Genomic DNA, 25,127 nt, shown 5'->3' with positions numbered 1-25,127 from the left:
ATGAGCGGGGGCTTCACCGCGGCGACCGATGCGCTTTCAACGGCGTCGAAGAACGTCGGAAAGCTGACCGAGCAGCTGCTCGAGGACAATCCGGATCTGTCGAGCACACCGGTGAACGCGGCCGGCTTCGGCCAGGCCCACGGCGACCACGCGAAGAAGTACACCGACGGGGTGGCGGCGTTGTGGGCGTCGGTCCAGGGGTACAGCACCACGCTCGGCTCGTTCGGCACGAACCTCGGCACCGCGGGCACCGCGTACGGCACCAATGAGGACGAGCAGAAGAACAAGATCACCAAGACGGGGATGCGCTAGTGGCCACCGAAACCACCTGGACCGACGTCAAGGCCGTCCTCGACGACCCGGCGGTCCCCGCCGAGAAGAAGACCCAGCTCATCGGCTCGTGGATGCGGACGCATCCGGCGCCCCCGCCGTGGGCGGACCAGGAGCCGGAGGAGATCAAACAGAAGCGCAAGGAGGCCGAGAAATACGCGGCGTCCTACAACGCGCTTCCGTTCCTGCCCTACGACGACGACCTCGACAAAGTCTACAACGGCGCGAAGGGCGCGGGCGATCAGGCCAGTTTCAACCGGAAGGCGGAGACGAAGGCCGTCGACGAGGGCAACAAGAAACTCGACGCCACCAAGGAACCCACCGCCGAGGGCGCGGGGACCAAGACGTCGGACGAGATCTTCGACGCCGCCGCGCCCGCGCTCAAGGTCTTCGAAACCTTCGGCACCCTGCTGGGGAAGCTCCCGGAAGACTGCCGGGGCAACACCCGCGCGCTCGATTTCGAGAAGGACATCAAGAAGCCGTTCGACGAGCAGCGCGGTATCAGCTTCAAGAACTTCGTCGACGACGCCGCCCACTTCAAAACCGGTTCGAAGACCGTCCAGAAGACCATCGATGACACCGGTTCCCAGCTGAACACCCTTTACCGGACGTGGACCGGCGAGGCCGCGGACGCCTCGTCGGAGAACTACAACGAGAAGATCCTCCCCAAGGCCAAGAAACTTTCGCAGACGCTGAACGACGCGAGCGAAGCGACACTGCACACCAGCGCGACGGTGTTCAAACTGTGCAAGGGCAAGGCCGACACGGTGATCGATCTCTACAAGGAGATCGTCGGCAAAGCGGACTTCCCGATGGCGCAGAAGGTCGTCGCCATCGCCGCCGGTGAGAAGAGCGGTGCGGAGGATCTCGGCGAGATCGCGGGCTGGATGGACGTCAACTTCGGCTCCAATCTGGTCCAGCAGCTGAACAACGACGGCTGCTGCGACGACGACGAGTTCAAGAAGGCGGGCCAGAACCTCGCCAAGCAGTGGATCCAGCGGCAGTTCATCCCCGAGATGTGGACCGTCATCTACGAGGGCTTCGCCAAGTCCTGCAAGGAAACCAAGGATTTCGTCAACCAGGCCTACGACGAACTCGACAAGGTGATGGGCAAGGTCAAGAACGAGTTCGAAGGCGCGGGGGACAAGGGCGGCGCGGGCGGTTCCGGTGGCACGGGTGGCGGTCCCGGTGGCAATGGCCCGGACTTCACCGGTGGGCCGGGTGGTCCGGGAGGAGGTCCTGGCGACGGTACCGGTGGTGGCCCGGGTACCGGTGGTGGGCCCGGCACGGGTGGTGGGCCCGGCGGCGGGCCGGGTAACGGCCCGGACTTCACCGGGGGTGGTCCTGGCAGTGGGCCGGGTACCGGTGGTGGGCCCGGCACGGGTGGTGGACCCGGCGGCGGGCCGGGTAACGGCCCGGACTTCACCGGGGGTGGTCCTGGCAGTGGGCCGGGTACCGGGGGCGGGCCTGGTACCGGTGGCGGGCCCGGCGGTGGACCGGGTGGCAGCCCTGGTGGCCCTGGTGGTGGTCCGGAAGGCGGCTCGGGCAGCGGTCCGGGTGGCGGCTCGGGGCCGGGCGGTTCCGGGCCGGGTGGTCAGGCCAAGCCGCCGCCGGTCCCCGAGGTGAACATTCCGGAGGGCGGCGCGGGCGGAACCGGCGGAGGCCCCGGAGGCGGCCCCGGCGGTGGTCCGGAGGCGAACAAGGACCAGACGTCGCCCTCGGGCTCGACTCCGTCGGCGTCGAACGGCGACGAGCAGAAGGCCGCGGCCGAAGAGGCGAAGAAGCAGGCCGCCGCGGCGGCCGAAAACGCGAAGAAGCAGGCTTCCGAAGCGCTGGGCAAGCTGGGTGACGGCCCTGCCGGTGCCGACCTCGGCGGCTCCGGCGGCTCCGGTCCTGGTGGCGGTACCGGTGGTGGCCCCGGTGGCGGTGGGGGCAACACGGACGCCGCGGCCGAGGCCAAGGCCGCTGCCGAGAGGGCCACTGAAGAAGCGAAGAAGCAGGCGTCCGACGCCCTGAACAAGATGGGCGACGCCCCCGGCGGCCTGGGTGACACCGATTCCCCGGACGCCAAGGACACCAAGGACACCAAGGACGCTGATGCCAAATCGGCTGACGAGAAGGCCGCCGACGAGGCGAAGAAGAAGGCCTCCGACGCCTTGGACAAGCTCGACGACGAACTGTCCGGTGGAGACGGCGACAAGCTGACCGACGGCAAGCCCGGCGAGGACGGCGACAAGGCCGAGGACGGCGAACGCGAAACTCTCAAGGTCAAGCAGGGCGATACGACCTTCGAGATGACCGAGCCGGACGAAGACGGCGAGATGGAGATCAAGGTCGGCGACGGTTCCGGGCCCGCCAAGGACTTCAAGCTCGACTGGACCGGCGGCGGCGACGAGTCCAAGCTGGGCTCCACTCCCGGCTCGGACAAGGACGACGTCCACCGTCCGGGCCCGGACGGCAAGATCCACCTCCAGGACGGCGAGGTGAAGATCACCGCCGAACGTCCCGACGGACCGTCCGGGCCGACGGTCGTCACGGTCGACGACGGCACCGGCGAGCCCACCACGTACACGCTCGGCGAGGAGAAATCCCTCGCGGACAAGGCCGCGCAACCGCTCACTCCCGCCAGCGGCACGGTGCAGCCCGAGCCCCGTACGGCGTCGTTCACCCCGCACCACGGTGGCGGCGGAACGATTCCCGACGGCATCGCCGCCGGTGACGTCGGTGAAGTCAGCGGCGGCGGTGCCGGCGGCGGCGGTGCCGGCGGTGGTTTCGGTGGCGGCGCCTCGTCGCCTGGGACGCCTTCCCTGCCTTTCGAAACCGCGAGCCCCGCGACAGGCCAGTCGTTGTCCGAGGGCCTGCACACCGGCGGTGGCGCGACCCCTCAGCCGCAGCCCGTGGCCTCGGGTGTGCCGTCGGCTCCGATGGGCGGACCGGCGGGCCAGTCGTTCGGTGGCGGCGCGATGCCGCCGATGGGTGGCATGGGCGCGGGCGGAGCCGGTGGGCAAGGTGGCGGGGACCAGGAACGGAGCAACCGCGCGTACCGGATCGAGGGCGAGGTCTTCGACCAGATCAACGAACCCACCGGCCGGATCACCGGCTCGCTGCTGGACGACGAGGATCAGTCGGTCACCCGTAAGCGGTGAACCGGGGCAGGGGAGAACAGATGAGCGCCGATGACACCGCCGGTATGAAGGCGACCCTGGACGGTCTCGTTCGCGAGCAGTCGGAGCGCCGGGCACTGCGGGATCAGCGCGCCGGCGAGATCAAGGCCAGCGCGCAGGAGTTCATGACCAAACAGGTCCAAACCGCCCAGCGCTATGTCGAGCACCGCCGGGAACTGGGGCAGCGCAAGACGAAGTCCGGCTGGAGCACCGACCGGTCGCACGCGCAGCCGGGGGCCGGGTCGGCGTTCGAAGAGGATCCGGTGGACATGGCGGCTCCGTTCGCTTCGGAGCAGCCACCCGCCCGCGCGGGACGCGACACCCCCCGGCGCGCTCCCCGCGCCCGCCCGGCACCGGCGGACGACGAGGACGATGCCTTCCTCAACAACCGTTGGCGCGACTGACCCCGCCGTCTCGCTGTGCCCGTGGCGCCAGGTCAGGCGAGGGCACGCGTGTCGTCCGTTCGGGCACGCGAACCCGCCACCTGCGCACCGGCTGTGGATACTCGGGCACGGGCCGGCCTCACGACCTCCGCGCCACACCTCAGGCGTGTGCGGCGTCCGCCTGGATGGCCGGCCAGATCCCTTCAGCGCCGAAGTCCTCCAGCGGTGCGGTGCCAGGCGATCCCGCGATAAGTGGAGGTGTCCGCGGCGAAGCCGTAGCCGATGATCACGGTGCCGTTCGCGTTGATGTGCTGGGCCACGATCGCCGTGATGCCGCGAGGCGACGGGAGCGGGAACGGCGTCGCGTCGGCGTCCCAGGCGACCGGACGCACCGCTCCCTCGCACCCGGATTCACCGACGACCGTCCCGGCGTCGTCGATGTCGAAACACGCGCTGGTGAGGTCCGAGGGCAGGGGCCGGAGCACGGTGGGCAGTCCGTCGGGAGCCCAGCGCGCGCAGGTGCCGTGCCGGTCCGGGGTGACGCCCCAGCCGATCGCGACACCGTGTCCGGTGATCCGGACGACCTGGCTCGCGCGGAACCCCGGTTCCCCGGCCAACAAGACGGTGCCGCCGTCGCGGTTCCACACCACCCCGTCGCCGAGGATGGCGCCGGAATCGGTGATACCGCAGGCCGTCGCCCGGCGGGGTGGAGGCAGTTTGCCGATCTTCCCCGAGGGCGTCCAGCGCACCGCCGTCCGGACACCCGTGCCGGTCTTGGCCGATCCGACGACCTCGTCCAGCCCGTTCAGGTCGTGGCCCTGGGTGTCGCCTCCACCCGGCAAGGTGCCGAGCTCGACCGCTTCGCCGCCGGGTTCCCACCGCAGTGCCCGCCAGCGATGGCCCGGCCACATCGCGTTGCCCAGTATCGACCCGCGTTCGTTCACCCGGCACGCCGTACCGGAGACCATTCCGGCGGCGAGTTCGAGTGCGTGCACCCGGCCGTCGGGCCGCCAGCACACCGGCCGGAGGTGCTCGCCGAGGGACAGCGAGCCCGCGATGACGCCCGCGGCGTTGACACCGACCGCCCGGCCACCGGAACAGCCGTCGAGGATCGGCAAAAGGGCCGGGTTTCCGTCGCGATCCCAGCGCACCGGCCGCGACCCCGACTCGCCCACGATCGTCCCGGTGTCGTTCACGCAGTACGCGCCGGTGCCCTCGCCGTCGGAGAGCGGCCGCAGGCCGACAGCCGTGAAGCCGCTTCCCTCGCTCATCGGATCGGGCACGAGTGGGCAGCCTAGTGCGAGCGCGCCCGTAATGGGGAAAAGTGCACTGACCGGGTGACACTGTCGCCCGGTCCTCCACAAAGGACCGGCCTACGGCGTCAGCACGATCCTGCCGAACACCTCACCGTCGTCCATCTTCCGGTGCGCCAGCACGGCTTCCTCCAGCGGAAGCACCTCGTGCACCACCGGGCGCAGTTCGCCGCGCACCGCCGCGGCGAACTGCGCCGCCTCGACCACCCGCTGATCCGCCTCCGGAATCGAATTCGCGCTGAAGGCCGTGAAGGAGAGCGACTTCCGGAACGTCGCCATCAGCTTCGTGCCGAAGTCCGCCGGTGGCATGCCCGCCACCACACCGACGAGCACCAGCCGGCCGTTCGGATTCAGCCGGTCGAAGAAGGAGGGCATGTCCACACCGGACACGATGTCGATGATCACGTCGTAACCCGCCGGGCCGTCCCCGTCACCGGAACGGTCGAGCACGTGGGTCGCGCCCAGTTCGCGCAGGCGGTCGCCGCGTGCGGCCGAGGACGTCGTGACCGCGACCGCGCTCGCACCACCGGCCGCCGCGAGTTGCACCGTCATGATCCCGATGCCGCCCGCCGCCCCGCGCACCAGCACCGACTCGCCGGCGGCGAAGTGGGCGTGGGCGAGCGCGAAATGGGCGACCATGCCGGAGGTCCCGAGCGTCACCGCGTCCGTGGCGGACAGGTCGTCGGGAAGGGGCAAGATCTTCTCCACCGAAAGGGCGGTTCGCTCGACGTAGCCGCCGCTCTCGCCGGTGACCGCCCAGACACGCCGCCCGGCCCAGGCCGGATCGACCCCGGCGCCGACCGCGCTGACGGTGCCCGCCACCTCGTTGCCGGGAACATGTCCTTCCTCGATGCCGAAACCGGCGAGGGCCCCGCTCCGGATCACGGTGTCGACGCCGCCGACGCCGATCGCTTCCACGTTGATCAGCACCTCGCCCGCGGCGGGAACGGGGGAGGGTAGGTCGATCACGGCAAGGCCCTCGGGGGCGCCGAACTTCCGGATCTCCACTGCTCGCATCTTCGTCTCCTGGTCGTTGATCACCGGTGGCCGACGCTAACGGACGCCCCCGTCCGTTTCGGCTAAAGTGAGAGTGGTGACCGATCGTTTGTCTCGGATCCCGCGCTCGGATGCCTTGGACAACCGTGGACGCATCCTCGAAGCGGCTCGCGAGTTGTTCGCCGCCGAAGGGTTGACCGTGCCGATGCGGGAGGTCGCGCGCCGCGCCGAAGTCGGTCCCGCCACCTTGTACCGCCACTTCCCGACCAAGGAAATCCTGGCGACGGAGGCCTTCACCGACCAGATGAGGACGTGTCACGTCGTCGTCGAGGAGGGGCTCGCCGATCCGGATCCGTGGCGCGGCTTGTGTTCCGTGCTCGAGAAGCTTTGCGAGCTGCACTCGCGCGACAGGGGCTTCACCGCGGCTTTCGTGTCGGCTTTTCCCAAGGCGGTGGATTTCACCGCCGACCGCGACTACACACTCAGGGCGATCGCCGAACTCGCGGGCCGGGCCAAGGACACCGGGGAACTCCGCGCCGACTTCGTGTTCGACGACCTGATCCTCATGCTCATGGCCAACAACGGGATCCAGGCCGCTTCGCCCGCCGCGCAGGTCGCGGCGTCCCGGCGGTTCGCCGCGCTGGTGATCCAGTCCTTCCGCGCCGCACCGGAGCAGCCGCCGCTGCCACCGGTGGCGCGGCTGGCCCTCGTGGTGCCGGGAAAGACCCGTTGATACGCGAATCCGCTCGTGTGGCCGTAGCCCGGCGGTGACCTGTTCGGCTCGTCGGGGCGCGCCGAAAAGCCGGAGGGCAGTCCCCTGAACGCGGTGATCGACCACGCCCTGTGCGGCCGCGGCTGATCCGGCCGGTCCACGGTCGGCTGTTCCCACGCCGCATCACGGACGCTGAGCGCACCGTCGGGCCGAGCGGCACCAACGGCACACCTGCCCGCTTCAGCAAGGTCACGAATTCCTCGTCCGGCGGCGCGCACACTCGCGCCTCCGGACGAGTCCCCGCAACGCCATCGCGATTCCCACCACGGGTTCGACATCCCCGCGTGATCCCCACGTCGTCAGCAAAACACGCACTTCGCGACTCCCATATCTGCGTTTTCCGGCCTCGGCGCGCAATACTGCGGGATGACCGTGGCCTTGCCGCAAACCGCCTGTCCGCTATAAATTGAAAGGGGCGAGGAGAACATGTCCACTCTGGACGGACTTCAGATCGAGCCGGTGCGCAACGCGAAAGCGACGGCGTGCGTGCGGTTGTGCAGGCCGTAGCGCGACATCACCCGATGGAGCACGTTCTTCACCGTGCTCTCCGAATAGGCGAGTTTGGTCGCGATCTCCTCCGTGCCATGGCCATCGGCCAGCAGGCGGAGCACTTCCCGTTCGCGGTCGGACAATCCGGACAACGCGAGACCGTGGGGGACCAGCAGGTCCTCCTGGATCCGATCGAGCTGGGAGAGCAGGGTGCCCTGCAGGCGCGGCGGCAGCGCACCGGCGCCCTGGCTGACCGCGAGGATCGTCCGCACCAGATGCTCACCGTCGAGATCGCGCCGCGGCAGCAAGGCGGCCATGCCGCATTCGATCGCCGTCATCAGGACCTGGACCGGGAAATCGTCGGTGACGATCACGCATCTCGGCGGCGACGGGAGTGACGACGCGGCACGAACCTGGCGAAGGAAGGTGAAGACCCCGTCGCCGATCGAATTCCCCACCGTCACGATCACTTCGGCAGGCCCGAGGTCGGTTTCGGCGAGCACGTCCAGCCGTTCGTCGGCGCCGAGGATGCTCGTCGCGCCCAGCCCGGCCAGTAGATCCGGCGCGTGCACGGCGACTTTGACGCGATCGGTTCTCCTGCTGAGCCTCTCCCGGTGAATCATGATCGAAGTCCCCCTCCGAAGCGCTCGGAAACCCTGAAGCGGCCGGGCGGACCGGCCGCCGCCCGTCGGGTGTGCGGGCGGTCGATCCGCAATGTGAGTGGTTCTTGCTTTACTTAGAAGTTATAACCTTGCAATGTCGCATGTCAACCGCCGCGGCCTCGGCTCCCACGGATGGCGGCAACGTCACCGGGCAAGACGCCCGGAAGGGGGGAAGGTTCAGTGCGAACTGGGACGAACGCCGGTCACCGGGTCGTGAGGTCGTCCAATTCGTCCGCGATCAGCAGGCCGGGATCGAATTCCATGCCGGTGAAATGGCCGGCGAGCTCGAGCGAGAGCACGCCGTGCAGGCGGGTCCAGAAGGCCAGCGCGCGATGCAGGGTCGCGGACGGGGCCGGATCGTCGCCCGCCCAGGCGCGGTGGCCGTCCAGATGCTTGTCGAAGGGGGTTTCCGGCTTGTCGACGGCGATCGCGCGGGACGCTTCGAGCAGCACGGCCATGACTTCGTCCGAAATGGCGGTGGTGTCGTCGGGCGCGTGGTAGCCGGGGACGGGGGTGCCGTAGATGAGGAAGTAGCGCTGCGGATCACTCCGGGCCCAGTCCCGGATGGTGACGGCGAGCCCGGTCAGGTCGGCACCGGCGTCGAACGCCGCCCGGATCGTGTCGGCCAGGCTTCGATAGGCGTCGCGGATGAGCGCGGTGACGAGGTCGTCGCGGCTCGCGAAGTACCGATACAGGGCAGGGCCGCTCATTCCCACCCGCTTGGCGATCGCGTTGAGCGACAGCGCGGGCACCCCGGCGGCGGCGATCTGCTCCCACGCGTGCTGTTTGATCTCCGCGCGCACCTGGTCGCGGTAGCGCTCCCGCGGGCTCTGCCCGTCCGCGTCCGTCATCGGCCCTCCCGCTCCGTCGGCCCGCAGCCTAGTCGGCGCTTCTCCGTGAGCGGTCACTCGGGCAACAGCGTCAGTTCGGCCAAAGCCTGTTCCCGCCGGGCGGTGAAGGACGGCGCGGGGGAGAGCTCGACGGCCAGGGTGAGACATTCCCTGGCCTCCTCGAAAGCACCCGCTTTCCGCCAGGCCCGCCCTTCGCGGAACGCGCAGATCGCCTCCATCGCGTCGAAACCGCCTTCCCACGAGAGCCACCGGCTGGTGCGGTAATAGCCCGCCGCCTCCCGCCATTCGGCGAGGTCGCCGAGCACGTCACCGATGGCGCGCAGGGACAGGGCCTTCAACATCCGGCGGAGGCCGGGGTAGGTGTCGGCCGCCAGCCGTTCGGCGTCGGCGAGCACGCCACGGTGGACGGCGAGTGCTTCGGCGTGCTCGCCCGCCGCGAGCAACGCGTACCCGTAGACGTTCCGTGCCGAGCTTTGCCCGTCCCAGAACGGTAATTCGTCCGCCAGCTCATAGCCGCGCTTCGCGAATTCGAACGCCTCGGCGTCCTCCCCGACGGATCGCAGCACCTGGCCGAGGTAGATCGACGCCCAGGTCTGTTCGGTGCGGTCGCCGATCCGGACGGCGATGTCCAGCGCGCGGCGGTGTGCCTCGACGGCCCCTTCGGCGTCGTCGAGGCAGACACTGCACGCCCAGCCGACGAAGTTGAGCAGTTTCGCCTCGTCTCCGGCGTTGCCGAGCTCCCTCGCCGCGGTCGCGCCGAGGGAGAAGATCTCCCACCACGGCCGCTGGGAGCTCCTCCCGTCGGAGTACCAGTGCAGCGCGATGGCGAGATCGCAGACCTCCCGGCGCCGGCCCTGCCGCGCCGCCACCCGATGCGCGGCGATCCAGTTCCCGGCCTCGATCTCCAGCCAGCGCGCGCTTTCTTCCCGCGAAGCGAACCGGCCGGTCTCCCGAGCTTCGGGGTAGAAAAGCCTGGCCGCCTCGGCCGCCTTGCCGAGCAGGTGGGTGAGCACGACGTCCCGCGCGGCCGGGTCCTCCTCCGTCTCGAACCGCTCCTCGGCGAACAGGCGGATCAGGTCGTGGAACTGGTGCCGTTCCGGATCCGCCGTGGCCTGCAGGAGGCTGGCGTCGACGAGCTCGTCGAGCTGATCGCGGACGTCGGCGGGGGCCGCACCGGACACGACGCCCGCGAGTTCGAGGCCGAAGTCGGCGCCCGGCACGGTCGCCAGCCGCCGGAACAGGCGCCGCGCCCCGGCCGAGACCGCGCGATAGGACAGGTCGAACGCCGAGCGCAGTTGCAGGTCGCCCGCCGCGAGCGCGCGCAGCCGGGTGCCTTCGTCACGCAACCGGTCGGCCAGGTGAGCCAGTGACCACTGCGGCCGGGTCGCGAGCCGGTTGCCCGCGATCCGGACGGCGAGCGGAAGGAATCCGCACAGTGCGACGAGTTCCCGCGCCGCCGCCGGCTCCGCGTCGACCCGGTCGGCGCCGATGATCCTGGCGAGCAGGCCGGTCGCGCCACCATCCGAAAGTGGTTCGAGCCCCAGCCACCGGGCGCCTTCGAGGCCGGCGAGCGTGCGGCGGCAGGTGATCAGGGTGAGGGAGCCCGGCTCGGCGACCAGCAGCGGCCGGATCTGGACCTCGTCGGCGGCGTTGTCGAGCAGCAGCAGGACTTTGCGGCCTTCGAGCAGCATCCGCAGCAACGCCGACCGGTCGTTCTCGGCGGCGGGTACCTGTCCCGGCGCGACGTCCAGCGCGCGCAGCAGCCGGTCGAGCGCGGCGCGGGCGCTCAGTGGTTCTTCGTCCATCCCGCGCAGATCCATCGCGAAGACCCCGTCCGGGAACTCCGCACGCCACAGATCCGCCGCGGTCACCGCGAGCGCGGTCTTCCCGACCCCGGCCTGTCCGACGATCGCGACCACGCCACCACCCTCGGCGGCCTTCGCGGACAACTGCTCCAGTTCCTTTTCGCGGCCGGACAGATCCGGCGGCGGCGTGGGGAGCGCGCAGGTCGCCGCGGCCTGGGCGGCCAGCGCCGGTTTCCGGCGGCGTCCCTGTTTGGCGACGGTCAGGAAGAACTCCCGGTCACCCCTGGTCAGGCCGAGCGCGTCGGCCAGCACCTCGGCGGAGCGCTGCTGGGCTGCTCGCGCGCGGCCGCGTTCCAGCTCGCGCAGGGCACGGACGCTGATGCCGGAGGCCGCGGCCAGCCGCCCCTGTGTCCAGCCCGCGGCCCGCCGGTGTTCGAGCAGCAGCTTGCCGAACACCGACCGCGTCTCGCTCGCCTCCACCGGTTCCACCGCGGTCCATTCAACCGGCAGGCTTCCGCCGTCGAAAAGCTGCCCCCCGCTTCCGCTTGTCCCGGCTTCGGCGTGGCCGGTTACCTGGAACCCATGTCGACGATCATGACGACGCCCGTCCGCCGGGTCGCCCGGACCGAAGGGCGCCGGGAGATCCTGGTCGCCGTGCACGCCGACGACCCGCTCGTGCGGGCGGGACTGCGCAGCGCGCTCGGTGACGGTCCCGGCATCACGGTGCGGGACGACCCGGCGGACGCGGACGTCCTCGTCGCGGTCGCGGGGGACGAGCCGCGCCGGATCCCCACCGGGTCCGCCCGGCTGGTGCTGGTGGCCGATCAGCCCAACCAGGCCGAACTGTGGGCCGCGGTGGAACGCGGGCTCGCCGTCGTCGTCGCGCGCGCCGAGGCGACGCCCGCGCGGTTGCTGCGCGCGGTCGCCGACGCCCACGCCGGCCGGGGTGATCTGCCCGCAGACCAGCTCGGCAGCCTGCTGCGGGGGATTTCGCGGCTGCACAAGGAAGTCTTGGAGCCGCGTGAGCTCACCCTCAGTGGCCTTTCGCCCCGCGAGACCGAAGTGCTCCGGCTGCTCGCGGACGGGTTCGACACCGGTGAGATCGCCCGGCGGGTGGCCTATTCCGACCGCACCGTCAAGAACATCCTGCACGGCCTGCTCAGCCGGTTCGGCTTGCGCAACCGCACCCACGTCGTGGCGTACGCGCTCCGAGAAGGCCTCATCTGACGACCGGTTTCAGATGACCCCTTCGCGGATCGCGTACGCCACCGCGTGCGATCGGTTCCGCAGGCGCAGCCGGTCGGTGACGGCGTAGATGACGTTCTTCACCGTCCGTTCCGAATAGGACAGTTCGGTGGCGATCTCCTGGGTGTCGAATCCGTCGGCCATCAGCCGGAGGACGTCGATCTCCCGCGACGAGAGAGCGGATCCGGCGGGGCCGCTCGGCGCGAGCATCTCCCGGTGGAGCCGCTCGGCGTGTTCGGTCAGCCTGCCGAGCAGCGCCGACGGCGGGCACACGGTGCCCGACGCGGCGACACGGACGCTGTCCGCCACCCGGGAATCGGTCATCGCCGACCTGGGCAGGATGGCGACCACCCGGCACGCCACCGCGGCCGCGAGCCCGCCCTCCTCGATCCGGTCGGTCACCAGCACGATCGGCTTGCCGAGTGCGACGGCGACCTCGCGCAACGCGGCGACCGCGTCGGCCGCGAGCCGGTCGAAGGCCGCGACGACGACCTCGGTTTCGTCCCGTGTCCGGCCGTCGACCACCGCCACCGACGCGCGGGTGCCGAGGAGGTCGGCCGTTCCGGCCTTCGTGATGGGGTCCAGGGCGCAGACGCTCACCCGAACTGCTCGCATGTGTTCCTCTTCCGTCGTGGACGGTCCGCAGTCCACTGTGGATCCTCGATTTGTCAAGGGCCACCGGTACAGAAAGCGTTGCCCGCACGAGCGAGCACACCTCTTGTACGGTGGAAATCGGGTGGCGGCCCGCCTCGGTGACCCCCACACCTGATGGTGGGTCGCTCCCTTTTCCGCGTGGCTCGCGGCCATTCTCGTCCGCCGAGACGGCCTCCGGCAACGCGATCGGCCGCGTCGTGCTTCCCGCGCCAGCCGAGAATGGCCGAAGGGGCACCGCGTGCCGTGATCATGGCCGCCGATCGGAAATCTTGCCGCTGACCGAAGCGAGCAAGGAGATGGCCCGATGACCGCCCTGTCCCTTTCGACGCGACTCGGCGACCACGCTGCGCCGCGACTGTGCGGTACATGAAGGCCCCCTTCCTTGCGCCTGGGTACAGGAAGGGGGCCTTCATGTACCCCTCGCCGGCGACGCGGGACTATTTGCCGGACGGGGTGCTGCCTTCGGCCCGGACCTGCCGCTGACTCCCGCAGGCGAGATCGTGCCGCGGCCGCGCGCCGGTGACCAGGAAAGCGGTCGCGAGGTCGTTGGCGCACTCGTTGTCCTTGAACAGGTACGCCAGATGTCCGCCCTGGTCGACGGTGACCATCCTGGCACGGTCGCCGAAGGCCGCACGCAGTTTCCGTGCTCCCGCCAGCGGCGTCGCCGGGTCGCGGAGGTTCTGCACGATCAGCACGTTCGACGGACCGCGGCCGGTGATCTTCACCGGCGGTTCGATCGGCTCGGACGGCCAGAACGCGCACGGCGTGACGTCGGCGGCCGCCGCGCCGAACATCGGGTGGCGGAACCGGTCGATCGCGACGTTGCGCCGGTAGGTCCCGACGTCCTCCGGCCAGTCGGAGTCGTTGCAGATCACGTGCAGCTGGCTCGCGATGTAGTTGTCCGGCGGGTATCCCGCACCGGCGGACATGGACGTGGACGCGGGTGGCGGCACGGGTTTCCCGGTGTCGAGCGCGCGCCAGGTCTCGGCCAGACGCGGCAGGCTCTTGTCGTAGTAGAGCTCGGCGAACGTGACGTGGCGGAACACCTGGCCGTTGTAGCCGTCCGGGCTCGGTGTCCTGTCCAGCCGTGCGGCGAGCTCGAAATACTTCGCCGTCACCTGTGCCGGCGTCCGGCCCAGGCCGTATTCGGGCTTCGAGGCGGCGAACTTCGCGAAGTCGGGGAACCGGTCTTCGACACCGCGCCCGAGCAGTCGCGAAAAGGAGGCGTCCCAGCCGCCGGGGCCGGTCGCGCTGTCGATCAGGAACCGATCGCTGCGCTCCGGGAACAACGAGGTGTACACCGATCCGAGGTAGGTGCCGTACGAGATGCCGAAATAGCTCACCTTCCGCTCACCGAGCGCCTCGCGGACCCGGTCCAGGTCACGGGCGGTGTTGGCGGTGGTCATGTACGGCAGCAGTGGCGCGGTGGCCGAGGAACCGCACTTCGCGGCGACGGCGGCGACCCGCTGTGCCTCGGTCGTGACGTCGGCGGAGTCGCGGGCGTACCTCGGGATGTTGGTCGGATGCTCCGCGGGCGACAGTCCGCAGGTCACCGGCGTGCTGTTGTGGACGCCTCGCGGGTCCATCCCGATCACGTCGTAGCTGTCGAGCACTTCCTGCGGGATGGCGAGCTTCTTGAGAGTGGCCGGATAGGCCAGGCCTTCACCGCCGGGGCCGCCGGTGTTGGTCAGCAGCACACCGCGGCGCTTCTCCGGCTTGGTGCTCGCCAGGCGCGAGATCGCGATTTCGATGGTCCTCCCGCCAGGGTCGCGGTAGTCCAGCGGCACCTCGATGGTGCCGCAGTCCAGCCCGAGCCCCGCCGCCTCTCGCGGGCACGGTCCCCATTTCGGCGGGGGAGCCGCGGACGCGGTAGCGGGGGTCGCCGCGGTCACCAAGGCGGCCGCGAGAACGGGGATGAGGGCCTTGCGCATGAGTGTTCCTCCACTTCGGACGGTCATCGGCGCGGTTCCCAGCGGAAGAGCCGGGAAGCCAGGACGACGGCGACGACGACCCAGGCCAGCGTCGGGGCGAGCAGGAGCAGCGAATCGGTGACCGCGACGCCGCCGTTCCAGGCGTCGACGGCGAGTTCGGTGGCCGAGCCGCCCGGTAGCAGCCGCTTGAGCAGGGGCAGCTCGTCGGTGCCGGAGATGCCCACCCAGGTCGCCACGGCGAGGACGCCGAGACTGACCGGCAGGGTGGTGACCTGGGCGTGCTCGGGAGAGTTGGTCAGGCCCGCGGTGGCGAGGCCGAGCCCGATCATCATGGCGACGGTGGCGAGCACCGCCACCGCCAGCAGGGCGATGTTCGCGGGTTTTCCGGCGACCACGCCCAGCACGGTCATGATCACGGCCACCTGCACGAGCGCGATGACGGTGACCGGCAGGACCAGCCCGGCCAGGATCGAGCCGTCACCGGCCGCGGTGGAGCGCAACCGCTTGAGGAACAGGTTCTGCCGTCGCGAGGCCAGCGTGGTCACCGAGCTGGCGTAGAGGCCGAACGCGCAGACGGTGAACATCACGATCGCCGCGATGTACCCGAGACTGCCGATCTCGGCGAAGGTTTCGTGCTGGTGGATGAAGAACGCGGAGACGGCGAGGGGCATCACGAAGCTGGTGATCAGGACGGAGCGATTCCGGAAGATCTGGATCAGCTCGCCAAGGGCTATCGAAAGCATGTTGGTCCTTTGTGGAGAGTCGGCTAGTCGTTGTCGATGGCGCGGAACACGTCGTCGAGCCGGGTGGGGCCCGCTTCGAGGTCCTGCAGGTCGATCGCGTGGTCCTGCGCCCACCGCAAAAGCACGTGCAGGTCCTTTTGCAGACCGTGGGTCTCGATGACGAACTTCCCGTCGGCCGTACGCCTGCCTCGCAGCGGCAGCGGTGGCGCCGAGGGTGGCAGTGAGAACCGGATCACGGCGGGCAGCGTCCGCGTCAGTTCGGAGACCGTGCCCTCCTCGCGGAAGGTCCCGCGGTGCATCAGCCCGACGCGGTCGGCGCGCTGCTGCGCCTCCTCCAGGTAATGCGTGGTGAGCACGATCGTCGAACCGTCCTCGCGCAATTTGTCGACGGCGTCCCACAGCGCGTCCCGCGACTGGATGTCCAGACCGGTCGTCGGCTCGTCCAGGAACACCAGCCGCGGCGAGCCGTACACCGCGGTCGCGAAATCGAGCCGCCGCTTCTCGCCACCGGAAAGCTGTGCCACCTTCGTGTCGGCCTTGCGGGTGAGGTCCACGACGCCGAGTACCCGTTCGAGCCGGTCCGTGCGCCGGGTCAGCGTGCCGATCAGGCGGACCGATTCCTTGACCGTCAGGTCCGGGGAGAATCCGCTCTCCTGCAACATGATCCCCATCTCGGGACGCACCGCGGCGCGGTCACGCGGGCTCTTGCCCAGCACCCGGACCGTGCCGGAGGTCGGTGTCCGGTGCCCTTCCAGGGTTTCCAGCGTCGAGGTCTTCCCAGCCCCGTTCGTGCCCAGCAGGGCATAGAACTCGCCTCGCCGGACCTGGAAGGACAGATCCCTCACGGCGTGGAAGTCGCCGTACTTCAGGTTCAGCCGCTCAACGTCGATCACTGGTGTCGAAGTCATACCCCGGATTTCACCCGCCGGGGCCCCGCCAGGGCAGTGCCGTCACGTCACCACCGACCCATGACGTGGTGTCACTGGTGCCCACCGTCGAGCAGGGCCGATACTGGTCCCATGTCTGCCGTGGACACCGAACCGGCGCAGGGAAAGCTGCGCAGGCTCAACCTCACCATGTTCTTCCCGCTGCTCTTCGTCAGCGGGGTGATCGTGGTGGCGTCGGACGCGCGGACCTGGTGGCAGGCGGTCGTCCTGGGCGCGGGCGTGCTGGCGGCCATGGTCGCGTTCGTGCGGTGGGCGGCGGGGGAGGTCCTGCGGGTCGCGATCCCGTGCCTGGTGGTCACGGCGGCCGTGTGGCCGTTCTCGGTGCTGGTGGCGGGCGGCGGTTCGGCGTTCTTCGGCGTCTTCCTCGTGGGCTCGCTCGTCGTCCCCCAGCTTCCCCGCCACCGGGTCGCGGCGGCTGTCGCGCTCATCGCCTACATCGCGGGGGTGGGCGCCACGAGGCTCCTGGTCTCCCACGAGGACGTGACCGGCGAGCTGACCGGTTTCGTCCTCGTCCCGGCGGCGATCACCGCCGTGGTGCTCGGCCTCATGTTCCCCAACAAGCGGTTCTACGACGTCGTGCAGGAACTCGAGGAGTCGCGCGAACGAGAGGCGGAGTTGGCCGTGATCCGCGAACGTGTCCGGTTCGCCGGCGATCTGCACGACATCCAGGGCCATACGCTGCACGTGGTGAAGCTGAAGACCGCGCTCGCCAGGAGGCTGGTGGACATCGACGCCGAACGGGCCAAACAGGAGCTGGGGGAGATCCACGCGCTCGTGGCCGACACGATCACCCAGACGAAGGAACTCGCCTATGCCCAGCGCCGGCTCAACCTGTCCGCCGAACTGGAGAACGCGAGGAACCTGTTCGAGGCCGCGGGGATCCGCGTGCGCGTCGACCGGGAGGCGGACGTCGACCCGGAGGCGGGAAGGCTGCTCGGCCAGGTGCTGCGGGAGACCACGACCAACATCCTCCGCCACGCCCAGGCGACCCGCGTGCGGATCACCCTGTCGGAATGGAGCATCGCTATCGTCAACGACGGCGCCCAGCGGGGGCCGCTGCCCGAACTCCGGGGGCTGGCCGCGCTCCGGCAACGCGTCGCCGCGGACGGCGGCGAACTGACGGTGGAACAGGAAGACGGGCAGTTCGTGACGGCCGCGTCCTTCCCGGCCGGGGAGGAAGCATGACCACGGTGGTGCTCGCCGACGACGAAGCCCTGCTCCGCAAGGCGATGGCCGCGTTGCTCCCGCTCGAAGGCGAGATCACCGTCCTGGCCGAAGCGGAGAACGGCGAGGAGGCCGTCGAGGCCACTCTGCGGCACGAGCCCGACGTCCTCGTCATCGACCTCGAAATGCCCGGCGTGGACGGCCTCGGCGCGGTCGCGGAGATCCGCCGCACCCGGCCGAACCAGGTCATCCTCATGCTGACCCGGCACGCGAAACCCGGCGTGCTCCGCAAAGCGCTCAAACTCGGGGTGCAGGGCTTCGTCGGCAAGGCGGCCGAACCGTCGCACATCACCTTCGTCATCGCCGCCCTCCACGAGGGCAAACGCTGGATCGACCCGGACGTCTCCGCGCTGGCCGTGGTCGACGACTGCCCACTGACCGAGCGGGAACTCGAAGTCCTGCGGGTGACCGGCGAAGGCTATTCCGTCGCCGAGATCGCCGCCCGTCTCTACCTCGCGCAGGGCACGGTGCGGAACTACCTTTCGAACGCCATGCAGAAGACCCAGACGCAGACCCGGCACGAAGCGGCCAGGTACGCCCGCGAGCACGATTGGCTGTAGTCAGCGTGGCCGGACGTGGGCGCGTTCGCCCTGCGGTCCGAACAGGACGAGCGTTTCGACGGCGTGACCGTCGGCCGAGCCGAGCCAATGCGGCAGCGCGGTGTCGAACTCGGCGGCCTCCCCGGGCGGCAGCACCAGGTCGCGGTCGCCGACCACCAGCCGCAGTCGTCCATTGAGGACATACACCCATTCGTAGCCGCCGTGGGTCTTCGGGCTGGGTTCCGCCGGTCCGTCACGGCCGGGGATGAGCATCTTGAACGCCTGCACCCCGCCGGCGCGCCGGGTGAGCGGCAGGAACGTCATGCCGTGCCGATGAATCGGCCGCACATGGATCCGCGGGTCGCCGGTACGGGGAGCGCCGACGAGGTCGTCGAGCGGCACGCCGTGCACGCGGGCCAGCGGGAGCAGCAGCTCCAGGGTGGGCCGCCGTCCGCCGCTTTCCAGGCGCGACAAGGTGCTCTCCGAGATCCCGGTCGCCGCCGACAACGCGGCCAGGGTCAGGCCACGGTGTTTGCGCAGGGCGCGCAACCGGGGGCCCACCGAGTCCAGTACCTCGTCCGTCTCGTCCGCCATGCCGTCGATCTTGCCAGGTCGGCAAGTTTTCGTGCCAATCCGGCTGCTCCGAGGTGAAGGTGGGGGTCATGAACGCGACGGATTTCTGGGACGAACTCCACGAACGGCGTGGCGCCGGAACGCCGAAGGTGAACGCGAGGCTGGTCGAGATCGTCGGGAGAATGTCCCCGGGCACCGCGCTCGACCTGGGCTGCGGGAGCGGGGGCGACGCGTTGTGGCTGGCCGCCCGAGGCTGGCGGGTGACCGCGGTCGACCTCTCCGGAGCGGCCGTGCGCGCGCTCCGGGCACGCGGTGGACCGATCACGGCGCTCCGGGTCGATCTCGCCGAAGGCTTCCCCGACGGCACCTTCGACCTGGTGTCAGCACAGTACTTCCATACTCCGTTCGAGCTGGATCGAGCCCGCGTGCTGCGCACCGCCGCGGGTGCGGTGAACCCCGGCGGGCGGCTGGTCGTCGTCGATCACGGCTCCGCCGCGCCCTGGTCGTGGGACCAGGACGCCGAGTACCCCACTCCCGACGACGTGGCGGCCGAACTGGATCTCGACCCGGCGGAATGGTCGATCGACCGTGCGGAGGCGGCAGAACGCCTGGCCACCGGCCCGGCGGGCCGGACAGCGACCGTCATCGACCACGTCCTGATCCTGCGGAGGGCGGGGCGATGAGCCGTGCACGCGACGCCGGGCCGCCTTCGACGGGCCCTGGTGAGAAAGACGTGCTCACCGGGTTCCTCGACCACCTGCGTTCCGCCATCGCGGCGAAGGCCGAAGGAATACCGGAAGAGCAGGCCCGGGCACCCGGCGTGCCGTCGGGGACGAACCTGCTGGGCCTGGTCGGGCATTTGACCCAGGTGGAACGGTACTGGCTGCTCGGCCACCGGGTCACCGACTGGAAAGCGACGTTCCAGCCGGGCCCTGACGACACGACGGTGTCGATTCTCGCCGCCTACCGGGGAACCATCGCCGAGGCGAACGCCGAAATCGCGTCCTGGAACGGCCTCGACGCGGCGGGGCCCCGCCGGGGATCACGGCGCTGGACGCTGACTCATCTGATCGAGGAAACCGCACGGCACGCGGGGCACGCCGACATCCTGCGTGAACTGATCGACGGCGCCACCGGGCGCTGAAACGGAGACTTCCATGCTTCACCGAGCCGCCGCGTTCGTCGCGGCCCTCGTCCTGTCGACCGCCTGCGGTTCGCCCTCGGCCACCGCTCCGCCCTACGAGCGCATCACCCGCGGCGACGCGGCTTTCTCTCGGCAGTTCCGCCACGAGTTCGCCGACGTCGACGGGGTGAAGATGCACTACGTCACCGGCGGGAAGGGGGCTCCGCTCGTCCTGCTGCACGGCTGGCCACAGACCTGGTACGGCTGGCACCGCGTCATGCCCGCGCTGGCCGAGCACTTCACGGTGTACGCCCTCGACCTGCCCGGTCTCGGCGACAGCACCGGCTCACCACCCGGCTACGACAAAGCCACCTTGGCCCGCTACGTCCACGGCCTGGTCGCCGGACGGCTCGGCCTGCGGGACGCCCGGATCGCCGGCCACGACCTCGGCGCCGCGGTGGCGTTCCAGTACGCCGCGCAGTTCCCCGGTGACCTCACCAAACTCGCCTATCTCGACCTGCCGTTGCCGGGTCCCGCGCTCGACGCGACGGCTTACCGGAACCTGAGCTGGCACATCGCCTTCCACTCGCAGAAGACGGTGCCCGAGGCGGTCGTCGGCGACGACGTCCGCGAGTACCTGTCCCTGTTCTATCCCCAGGTCGCCTACTCGGGGACCGCGTTCGGCGGTCCTGGAGCACCGGCACCCTTCGACGACGCCGAGGTCGACGAGTACGCCCGCACCTACACCCGGCCGGAGGTCCTGCACGGCGGCTTCGAGCTCTACCGCACGCTCGGCCGGGACGCGACCGCGAACGCCGGCGCGAAACCCATCACCACGCCCACCCTGCTGATGACCGCCGAAGGTCTGCTCGAACCACAGAAGGCCACTCTGGCACCCCGTGTCGCGAACCTGGTCCGCGCGGTCGACGTGCCGCGGGCGGGACACTGGCTCGCCGAGGAGAATCCGGAGTTCGTGCGCGCCGAACTGGTCGAGTTCCTGAAGTAGGACATCTCGGTTGCCCGTGCTCGAAGACTTTTGCCATGCTTCGGCCGTGTCCTCTTCCCCGATGCCTTCGTTGGACGTCCTCAACCATCGCTTCCGCGAACAGTTCGAGGTGTTCCTCGACGAGCATCGCCAGGTGCTCGACGACTGCCTGGAGGGACTGACCGAGGAGCAGGCGCGCCGCTCGCTCGTCCCCTCCCGCACGACCCTGCTCGGTCTCGTGAAGCACGCGACCTTCGTGGAGAAGGTGTGGTTCGACGAAGCCGTCACCTGCCGCCCGCGTACCGAGATCGGTCTCCCCGCCACCCCTGACGAATCGTTCGTCCTCGACGAGGAGGACACGATCGCCACCGTGCGGCAGGCGTATCGCGAAGCCTGCGAGGCGTCGCGCAAGGCGGCGTCGGCCCTCGACCTGGACGACCTGCTCCACGGCAACCGGCGGGGTCCGCTTCCGCTGCGCTGGGTGTACCTGCACATGCTGCGTGAACTCGCCCAGCACGGCGGCCACGCCGACATCCTGCGGGAGCAGATCCTGAACGCGTGACAAAGCCCGATGGCGGGGAGCAGGCGCTCCCCGCCATCGGGCGTTCTTCGTCAGGAACGGGTCAGCGTGACCCCGTACTTGTTCGCCGCGTCCACGACGGGCTGGTAGTACGAGTACGAACCGGTGGCGTTGGCGCCCTGGTTGTAGCCGCAGTCGTGCCCGTCGGCGGGGCCGCCGGAGGTCATGCCCTGCGCGGTGTTGCCCGCGATGTAGGCGCCGCCGCTGTCACCGCCCTCGGTGCAGACGGTCGACTTCGCCAGCCCGGAGGTGGCGACGCTTTCGCCGCTGTAGCGGACGGTCTGGTTGTAGGCGGTGATCTTGCCGCAGGTCCAGCCGGTGGTGTTGCCCGCCTTGCACAGCGTGGTGCCGACCGGCGCCTTCGAGCTGCCGGTGATCCGCACCGTGGTGCCCTTGCGGGTGTCCACGTAGCCGCGGCCGGTGTCCTCGGCGTCGATGTCCATCAGACCCATGTCGGCCGACGGGAACTGGGTGGCGACGCCCCGTCCGATGTGGACGCCGTTGCGGTTCAGGATGTCCGGGTTGCCTTCGACGCAGTGCCCGGCGGTGAGCAGCACGTTGTTGCCGTTGCTCGTGGTGCCGGGGAAGCCGAGCGAGCAGTTGGTGCCGGGGTCGAGGTCCATGATCTGGCCGGGGATGACGTCGGCCTGCGTGGTGTTGCCGTTGGCGACACCGGTCTGGACCGCCACGCCGGGCAGTGCGGTGAGGCGGCGCACGAGGGTGCTGTCGGCACCCGGCTGCACGGTGACGACGACCTTGTCGGCCGCGAGTTCCGGACCCCACGCCTGCACCTGGCCGACGTCCTCGCCGATCACCTTGCCGACGGTGGCGGACAGGGCGTTCAGCGCGTTCTCGCCGCGGGCGCCGGTGCGCGGGGTCAGCCCGGCCGACCGGAGTGCTTCGGCGGAGCCGGCGTCGGCGGCGTTCACCACGAGGGCGCCGGCGTCGTCGAAGTACGCGCCGTCGGTGTGGAGACCGCGTGTTCTGACGCTCTCGAGCGAGGCGATCAGGTTCTTCTCGTGGTCCAGTTTCTGCGCGGCCTGAAGCGGGCTGACGCGCAGCTGGGCGGCGAGGGTCTCCAACATCGTCTGGTCGTAGGCGGTCACCGGCGCGGCGGTCGCCGGGACGGCGAACGCGCCGATTCCGGCGCAGACGCTCAGCAGGGTGAACATGACGGGTCCGCGAATTCGCATGCGAATTTCCTTCGACAAAGAGGGAACGACGAACCGCCGGAATAGGTGGAAAGGCAGGGACCGGGCGGTTCATCTCGACGTGACGCACAGTACGAGCGCCCGTCTTCGCCGCCGTAGCGCCGAAAGTAGGTTCCGTGATCACGGTCCTACTTTCGTAGGCGTAAAGGCGTGAATCGTCGCGAATTCAATTGCGTGGAAGTGTCATTGTCTTGAAAGTGTCAGCAATCGAGGTAGGTGTTCAGTGCCGCTGCGCCGGAGAGCAGGGCGCGGCCTCGCGCCGAGAGCCGCGCGTGCCAGTCGCTCAGCGTCGACTCGAGTGGAACGACACCTCCGGCCGAGCGAACCTGGTCGATCAGCGGCGCTATCCGCTCCAGCCGGTAGCCGCCCCGCCGGAGCTGACGGGTCAGCTTGGCGTCGCGCACGTCGGCCGGGCCGTAGACGCGGTAACCGGTCCGCGGATCGCGTCCGGGCCGCAGAAGGCCCGCCCGCTCCCACTCGCGCAGCGTGGCGGGCCGGACGCCGAGTTTCCGGGCCAGCGGACCGACGAACAGCTCGCCCCGCTCCTGCGGCACGGGTTCGAGCTCGCGGAGCGCGTCCGCGACGGTCTGGAGGGTGCGGCGGTCCTCGAGCAGCTGCGCGTGGCTCTCGTCGACGAGCCGGAGGGCCTCCTCGGCCGCGTCTCGATTGACCGCCTCCATGATCGACGCCGCCGTCGCGTGGCCGTGCCCTGGCACGAGGGCCAAGAACGTCCGCAGGGCCTGGGCGTGCCGGGGCGTGTAGGTGCGATAGCCCTGCGGACCGCGTTCGGCGGCGGGCAGAATGCCGTCCGCCTCGTAGTTGCGGACGGCCTGCGTGGACAGGCCGTGCTCACGGGCCAGGTCGATTGGCCTGAGCCGTTCGCGGGGGTGAAGGGTTCGGCCCACCGCCTCACGATATTCGTTCCGTTAACCGCGTGAGGAATCCGCGCGGCGTTCGTACCGCGTGCGGGCGAGCCGGTAAGCCGTGCCGAGCAGTGCGCGGACGGTGGCTTCGGTCTTCGACGCCGGGTTCACCACCGCCAGCCAGCCCGCGGCCCCGTAGAGGGGATGGGCGAGCACGGTGTCCGCGGCGGCGGGGTCGACGTCGGTGTCCGCCGCGTCCCGGGGAGCGCGGCCGAGCAGGCGGGTGAACTCCTCCTTGCCCGCGTGGATGTTCACCCGGAAGGTGCCCGGCCGGTCCAGCCGCGAGGTCTCGTCGCCGGGATAGTTCTTGGTCACGACCGTCGCGAAGGGCTGGACGTTCGCCGGGACGACGCCGTCGGGGGAGTAGTAGAAGAACGCGTCGCCCCAGCTGAGCTCCGGCCACTCGTCGCCTGGTCCCGGCGTGAGGGTCAGGACGCCGTCGAGGTCGGCCACGAGGCCGATGATGTCGTCGATGTTCACGTGCTCAAGCGTCACATTAAAGTGCTTGTGGAGGGTCCGGGTACGGTTTCGAGGGGCTGAAGGTGTCAAGTCTCAAATCGCTGCGCACCGCGGAGATCGCTCGCCGGGCGGGTTGCTCGGTGCAGCAGGTGCGTGATCTCGAACGTGACGGCGTGCTCCCGGCGGCGACACGGACCGCCTCGGGCTACCGCAGCTACGAGGAGATCCACCTCCGGTCCGCGCTGGCTTATCGCGCGCTCGCCGCCGGAGTGGGGCCGGTCGAGGCGAAGAGGATCGTCCGCGCTCTGCATCGGGATCCGCTCCCCGGCGTCCTCGCGCTCCTCGACGCCGCCCACGCCGGGCTCGCCGCCGAACGGGCGGACCTCGAAGAGGCCAGGGAAGCCGTCCGGGTGATCTCCCGCGAACCGATCGAAGACGTCCGCGGTTCGGACTCGATGAGCGTCTCCGAACTCGCGTCGGCGCTCGGCGTGCGCCCTTCGACGTTGCGCCATTGGGACGCGGAACGGCTCGTCGTCCCCGGCCGCGATGAGCGGGGGACCCGGCGGTACACGCCGGCCCAGGTGCGGGACGCGCGGATCGTGCAGCAGCTGCGGCTGGCCGGGTATCGCGTCGCGCCCCTGCGGGCGTTGATGCCGGAGCTGCGGCGATCCCGGCGGCTGGAGGACGTCGCGGCGGCGCTCTCCGTGCGGGACGCCGGGATCACGGCCCGCTCGCGGGCGCTCTTCGACGGCACCGCCGAGTTGTCCCGCGTGGTGGCCGCGTGTCCAGGCACGGAACTCGCGTGATCGAAGGCGTAACTCGCGTGCTCGGAGCCGCGGGTCAGCGGGTGCAGCGCCAGAAGACCGTCGCGTCGTAGGGTGAGATGACCAGCTTGAAGTACTCCTCGCAGTCGGTGAAGCCGGCCTGTTCCGCCTGGGTCCTGGCGTCGTGGCGGGCGTGGAACAACGCGAGGCCGAAATCGCTCGATCCGTGGCCGACGAATTCCCTGGTTTCGAGTGAAGTCGCGGAAGCCGGGGTGGCGATCGCGCCCATGACGGCGGCCGCGCCGAGCAGGCCGAGCAAGGTTTTCCTCATGTCGACCACGTTAGGGCCGGAACGGTGCGCGATTCGCCCACTGGATGGAGGTTCCCGCTGCCTCCGTCCGTCGCAGGCGTGTTCCCACGGGGCGCGAACCGGATGTCGCCGCGACCTGTCTCCCGAAGCG

26 protein-coding genes and 1 pseudogene are annotated in these 25,127 nt (G+C 70.0%); 12 read left to right on the top strand and 15 right to left on the bottom strand.

Going from position 1 to position 25,127, the window contains the following annotated elements; translation table 11 throughout:
• The 3 genes from P3102_RS25025 to P3102_RS25015 are packed head-to-tail and all read left to right on the top strand — an operon-like array spanning position 1 to position 3,898.
• A complete protein-coding gene (locus tag P3102_RS25025) occupies positions 1-312 on the top strand; it encodes a hypothetical protein (RefSeq protein ID WP_276362240.1) in 312 nt (103 codons plus the stop codon).
• Positions 312-3,476 (top strand): WXG100 family type VII secretion target, encoded by a 3,165-nt coding sequence (locus tag P3102_RS25020; RefSeq protein WP_276362239.1) that lies wholly within the window; start codon positions 312-314, stop codon positions 3,474-3,476. The genes P3102_RS25025 and P3102_RS25020 overlap by 1 nt, the downstream gene beginning before the upstream one ends.
• A gap of 20 nt (positions 3,477-3,496) precedes the next feature.
• Entirely contained in the window at positions 3,497-3,898 is a 402-nt protein-coding gene (locus tag P3102_RS25015) for a hypothetical protein (RefSeq protein ID WP_276362237.1), read from the top strand.
• A gap of 182 nt (positions 3,899-4,080) precedes the next feature.
• Here P3102_RS25015 and P3102_RS25010 read toward each other — a convergent pair whose 3' ends face one another.
• Entirely contained in the window at positions 4,081-5,160 is a 1,080-nt protein-coding gene (locus tag P3102_RS25010; protein ID WP_276362236.1) for a hypothetical protein, read from the bottom strand.
• 90 nt (positions 5,161-5,250) lie between these two features.
• A complete protein-coding gene (locus P3102_RS25005) occupies positions 5,251-6,207 on the bottom strand; it encodes a zinc-binding dehydrogenase (RefSeq protein WP_276371343.1) in 957 nt (318 codons plus the stop codon).
• A gap of 76 nt (positions 6,208-6,283) precedes the next feature.
• On the opposite strand from P3102_RS25005, the gene P3102_RS25000 reads away from it, so the two are divergent.
• Positions 6,284-6,919, top strand: coding sequence for a TetR/AcrR family transcriptional regulator (locus tag P3102_RS25000; RefSeq protein WP_276362234.1), 636 nt, complete (start codon positions 6,284-6,286; stop codon positions 6,917-6,919).
• 172 nt (positions 6,920-7,091) lie between these two features.
• On the opposite strand, the pseudogene P3102_RS24995 reads toward P3102_RS25000, so the two are convergent.
• From P3102_RS24995 to P3102_RS24980, 4 genes and pseudogenes are all read right to left on the bottom strand, one after another.
• Positions 7,092-7,273 (bottom strand): annotated as a pseudogene (locus P3102_RS24995) (glycosyltransferase); the annotation flags it as partial.
• Positions 7,274-7,404: 131 nt separating this feature from the next.
• Positions 7,405-8,070: a response regulator transcription factor gene (locus P3102_RS24990; RefSeq protein ID WP_276362232.1), complete on the bottom strand. Its 666-nt coding sequence runs from the start codon at positions 8,068-8,070 to the stop codon at positions 7,405-7,407.
• A 242-nt stretch (positions 8,071-8,312) separates the two neighbouring features.
• Positions 8,313-8,960, bottom strand: coding sequence for a TetR/AcrR family transcriptional regulator (locus P3102_RS24985; RefSeq protein ID WP_276362231.1), 648 nt, complete (start codon positions 8,958-8,960; stop codon positions 8,313-8,315).
• 53 nt (positions 8,961-9,013) lie between these two features.
• Positions 9,014-11,254, bottom strand: coding sequence for a helix-turn-helix domain-containing protein (locus tag P3102_RS24980; RefSeq protein ID WP_276362230.1), 2,241 nt, complete (start codon positions 11,252-11,254; stop codon positions 9,014-9,016).
• Positions 11,255-11,347: 93 nt separating this feature from the next.
• Here P3102_RS24980 and P3102_RS24975 point away from each other — a divergent pair, with 93 nt between their 5' ends.
• Positions 11,348-11,992 (top strand): response regulator transcription factor, encoded by a 645-nt coding sequence (locus tag P3102_RS24975; RefSeq protein WP_276362229.1) that lies wholly within the window; start codon positions 11,348-11,350, stop codon positions 11,990-11,992.
• 9 nt (positions 11,993-12,001) lie between these two features.
• Here the strand turns inward: P3102_RS24975 and P3102_RS24970 are convergent, their stop codons facing one another.
• The 4 genes from P3102_RS24970 to P3102_RS24955 form a co-directional block, all read right to left on the bottom strand.
• Positions 12,002-12,625 (bottom strand): LuxR C-terminal-related transcriptional regulator, encoded by a 624-nt coding sequence (locus P3102_RS24970; protein WP_276362228.1) that lies wholly within the window; start codon positions 12,623-12,625, stop codon positions 12,002-12,004.
• Positions 12,626-13,101: 476 nt separating this feature from the next.
• Positions 13,102-14,595, bottom strand: a complete 1,494-nt coding sequence (locus tag P3102_RS24965) for an alpha/beta hydrolase (RefSeq protein WP_276362227.1) — start codon at positions 14,593-14,595, stop codon at positions 13,102-13,104.
• A gap of 23 nt (positions 14,596-14,618) precedes the next feature.
• Positions 14,619-15,338, bottom strand: coding sequence for an ABC transporter permease (locus tag P3102_RS24960; RefSeq protein WP_276362226.1), 720 nt, complete (start codon positions 15,336-15,338; stop codon positions 14,619-14,621).
• Positions 15,339-15,361: 23 nt separating this feature from the next.
• The gene (locus P3102_RS24955) at positions 15,362-16,246 is read right to left on the bottom strand and encodes an ABC transporter ATP-binding protein (protein WP_276362225.1); all 885 of its coding nucleotides are present in this window, start codon (positions 16,244-16,246) and stop codon (positions 15,362-15,364) included.
• 120 nt (positions 16,247-16,366) lie between these two features.
• Between P3102_RS24955 and P3102_RS24950 the strand changes: the two genes are divergently transcribed.
• Positions 16,367-17,470 carry a histidine kinase gene (locus P3102_RS24950; RefSeq protein WP_276371341.1) on the top strand — a complete coding sequence of 368 codons (1,104 nt, stop codon included), beginning with the start codon at positions 16,367-16,369 and terminating at the stop codon, positions 17,468-17,470.
• Positions 17,467-18,069, top strand: coding sequence for a response regulator transcription factor (locus P3102_RS24945; RefSeq protein ID WP_276362224.1), 603 nt, complete (start codon positions 17,467-17,469; stop codon positions 18,067-18,069). Before P3102_RS24950 ends, P3102_RS24945 begins: the two co-directional genes overlap by 4 nt.
• On the opposite strand, the gene P3102_RS24940 is transcribed toward P3102_RS24945, so the two are convergent.
• On the bottom strand, positions 18,070-18,642 hold the full coding sequence (locus P3102_RS24940; protein WP_276362223.1) for an XRE family transcriptional regulator: 573 nt from the start codon (positions 18,640-18,642) through the stop codon (positions 18,070-18,072).
• A gap of 68 nt (positions 18,643-18,710) precedes the next feature.
• On the opposite strand from P3102_RS24940, the gene P3102_RS24935 reads away from it, so the two are divergent.
• From P3102_RS24935 to P3102_RS24920, 4 genes are all read left to right on the top strand, one after another.
• On the top strand, positions 18,711-19,304 hold the full coding sequence (locus tag P3102_RS24935; protein ID WP_276362222.1) for a class I SAM-dependent methyltransferase: 594 nt from the start codon (positions 18,711-18,713) through the stop codon (positions 19,302-19,304).
• Positions 19,301-19,765, top strand: coding sequence for a DinB family protein (locus P3102_RS24930; RefSeq protein WP_276362221.1), 465 nt, complete (start codon positions 19,301-19,303; stop codon positions 19,763-19,765). Before P3102_RS24935 ends, P3102_RS24930 begins: the two co-directional genes overlap by 4 nt.
• Before the next feature lie 13 nt (positions 19,766-19,778).
• Positions 19,779-20,750: an alpha/beta hydrolase gene (locus tag P3102_RS24925; protein WP_276362220.1), complete on the top strand. Its 972-nt coding sequence runs from the start codon at positions 19,779-19,781 to the stop codon at positions 20,748-20,750.
• A gap of 61 nt (positions 20,751-20,811) precedes the next feature.
• Positions 20,812-21,291, top strand: a complete 480-nt coding sequence (locus P3102_RS24920; protein ID WP_276371340.1) for a DinB family protein — start codon at positions 20,812-20,814, stop codon at positions 21,289-21,291.
• A 50-nt stretch (positions 21,292-21,341) separates the two neighbouring features.
• On the opposite strand, the gene P3102_RS24915 is transcribed toward P3102_RS24920, so the two are convergent.
• From P3102_RS24915 to P3102_RS24905, 3 genes are all read right to left on the bottom strand, one after another.
• A complete protein-coding gene (locus P3102_RS24915) occupies positions 21,342-22,502 on the bottom strand; it encodes a S1 family peptidase (protein ID WP_276362219.1) in 1,161 nt (386 codons plus the stop codon).
• Positions 22,503-22,720: 218 nt separating this feature from the next.
• The gene (locus P3102_RS24910; protein ID WP_276362218.1) at positions 22,721-23,425 is read right to left on the bottom strand and encodes a TioE family transcriptional regulator; all 705 of its coding nucleotides are present in this window, start codon (positions 23,423-23,425) and stop codon (positions 22,721-22,723) included.
• A 21-nt stretch (positions 23,426-23,446) separates the two neighbouring features.
• Positions 23,447-23,923, bottom strand: coding sequence for a DUF6194 family protein (locus P3102_RS24905; RefSeq protein ID WP_276362217.1), 477 nt, complete (start codon positions 23,921-23,923; stop codon positions 23,447-23,449).
• Positions 23,924-23,985: 62 nt separating this feature from the next.
• Here P3102_RS24905 and P3102_RS24900 point away from each other — a divergent pair, with 62 nt between their 5' ends.
• A complete protein-coding gene (locus P3102_RS24900; protein WP_276362216.1) occupies positions 23,986-24,708 on the top strand; it encodes a MerR family transcriptional regulator in 723 nt (240 codons plus the stop codon).
• A 34-nt stretch (positions 24,709-24,742) separates the two neighbouring features.
• Here P3102_RS24900 and P3102_RS24895 read toward each other — a convergent pair whose 3' ends face one another.
• On the bottom strand, positions 24,743-24,997 hold the full coding sequence (locus P3102_RS24895) for a hypothetical protein (RefSeq protein WP_276362215.1): 255 nt from the start codon (positions 24,995-24,997) through the stop codon (positions 24,743-24,745).
• Positions 24,998-25,127 lie beyond the last annotated feature (130 nt).

This window comes from Amycolatopsis sp. QT-25, assembly GCF_029369745.1.
Taxonomy (GTDB): domain Bacteria; phylum Actinomycetota; class Actinomycetes; order Mycobacteriales; family Pseudonocardiaceae; genus Amycolatopsis.
Note: the sequence above shows the minus strand (reverse complement) of the source record. Positions and strands in the feature narration are given on the sequence as shown.

Excerpts from the sequence above, each read along its gene's own strand:
- P3102_RS25025 (WP_276362240.1), top strand. The coding sequence starts at position 1 with ATGAGCGGGGGCTTCACCGCGGCGACCGATGCGCTTTCAACGGCGTCG.
- P3102_RS25015 (WP_276362237.1), top strand. The coding sequence starts at position 3,497 with ATGAGCGCCGATGACACCGCCGGTATGAAGGCGACCCTGGACGGTCTC.
- P3102_RS25005 (WP_276371343.1), bottom strand. The coding sequence starts at position 6,207 with ATGCGAGCAGTGGAGATCCGGAAGTTCGGCGCCCCCGAGGGCCTTGCC.
- P3102_RS24990 (WP_276362232.1), bottom strand. The coding sequence starts at position 8,070 with ATGATTCACCGGGAGAGGCTCAGCAGGAGAACCGATCGCGTCAAAGTC.
- P3102_RS24985 (WP_276362231.1), bottom strand. The coding sequence starts at position 8,960 with ATGACGGACGCGGACGGGCAGAGCCCGCGGGAGCGCTACCGCGACCAG.
- P3102_RS24975 (WP_276362229.1), top strand. The coding sequence starts at position 11,348 with ATGTCGACGATCATGACGACGCCCGTCCGCCGGGTCGCCCGGACCGAA.
- P3102_RS24970 (WP_276362228.1), bottom strand. The coding sequence starts at position 12,625 with ATGCGAGCAGTTCGGGTGAGCGTCTGCGCCCTGGACCCCATCACGAAG.
- P3102_RS24965 (WP_276362227.1), bottom strand. The coding sequence starts at position 14,595 with ATGCGCAAGGCCCTCATCCCCGTTCTCGCGGCCGCCTTGGTGACCGCG.
- P3102_RS24960 (WP_276362226.1), bottom strand. The coding sequence starts at position 15,338 with ATGCTTTCGATAGCCCTTGGCGAGCTGATCCAGATCTTCCGGAATCGC.
- P3102_RS24955 (WP_276362225.1), bottom strand. The coding sequence starts at position 16,246 with ATGACTTCGACACCAGTGATCGACGTTGAGCGGCTGAACCTGAAGTAC.
- P3102_RS24945 (WP_276362224.1), top strand. The coding sequence starts at position 17,467 with ATGACCACGGTGGTGCTCGCCGACGACGAAGCCCTGCTCCGCAAGGCG.
- P3102_RS24940 (WP_276362223.1), bottom strand. The coding sequence starts at position 18,642 with ATGGCGGACGAGACGGACGAGGTACTGGACTCGGTGGGCCCCCGGTTG.
- P3102_RS24935 (WP_276362222.1), top strand. The coding sequence starts at position 18,711 with ATGAACGCGACGGATTTCTGGGACGAACTCCACGAACGGCGTGGCGCC.
- P3102_RS24930 (WP_276362221.1), top strand. The coding sequence starts at position 19,301 with ATGAGCCGTGCACGCGACGCCGGGCCGCCTTCGACGGGCCCTGGTGAG.
- P3102_RS24925 (WP_276362220.1), top strand. The coding sequence starts at position 19,779 with ATGCTTCACCGAGCCGCCGCGTTCGTCGCGGCCCTCGTCCTGTCGACC.
- P3102_RS24920 (WP_276371340.1), top strand. The coding sequence starts at position 20,812 with ATGCCTTCGTTGGACGTCCTCAACCATCGCTTCCGCGAACAGTTCGAG.
- P3102_RS24915 (WP_276362219.1), bottom strand. The coding sequence starts at position 22,502 with ATGCGAATTCGCGGACCCGTCATGTTCACCCTGCTGAGCGTCTGCGCC.
- P3102_RS24895 (WP_276362215.1), bottom strand. The coding sequence starts at position 24,997 with ATGAGGAAAACCTTGCTCGGCCTGCTCGGCGCGGCCGCCGTCATGGGC.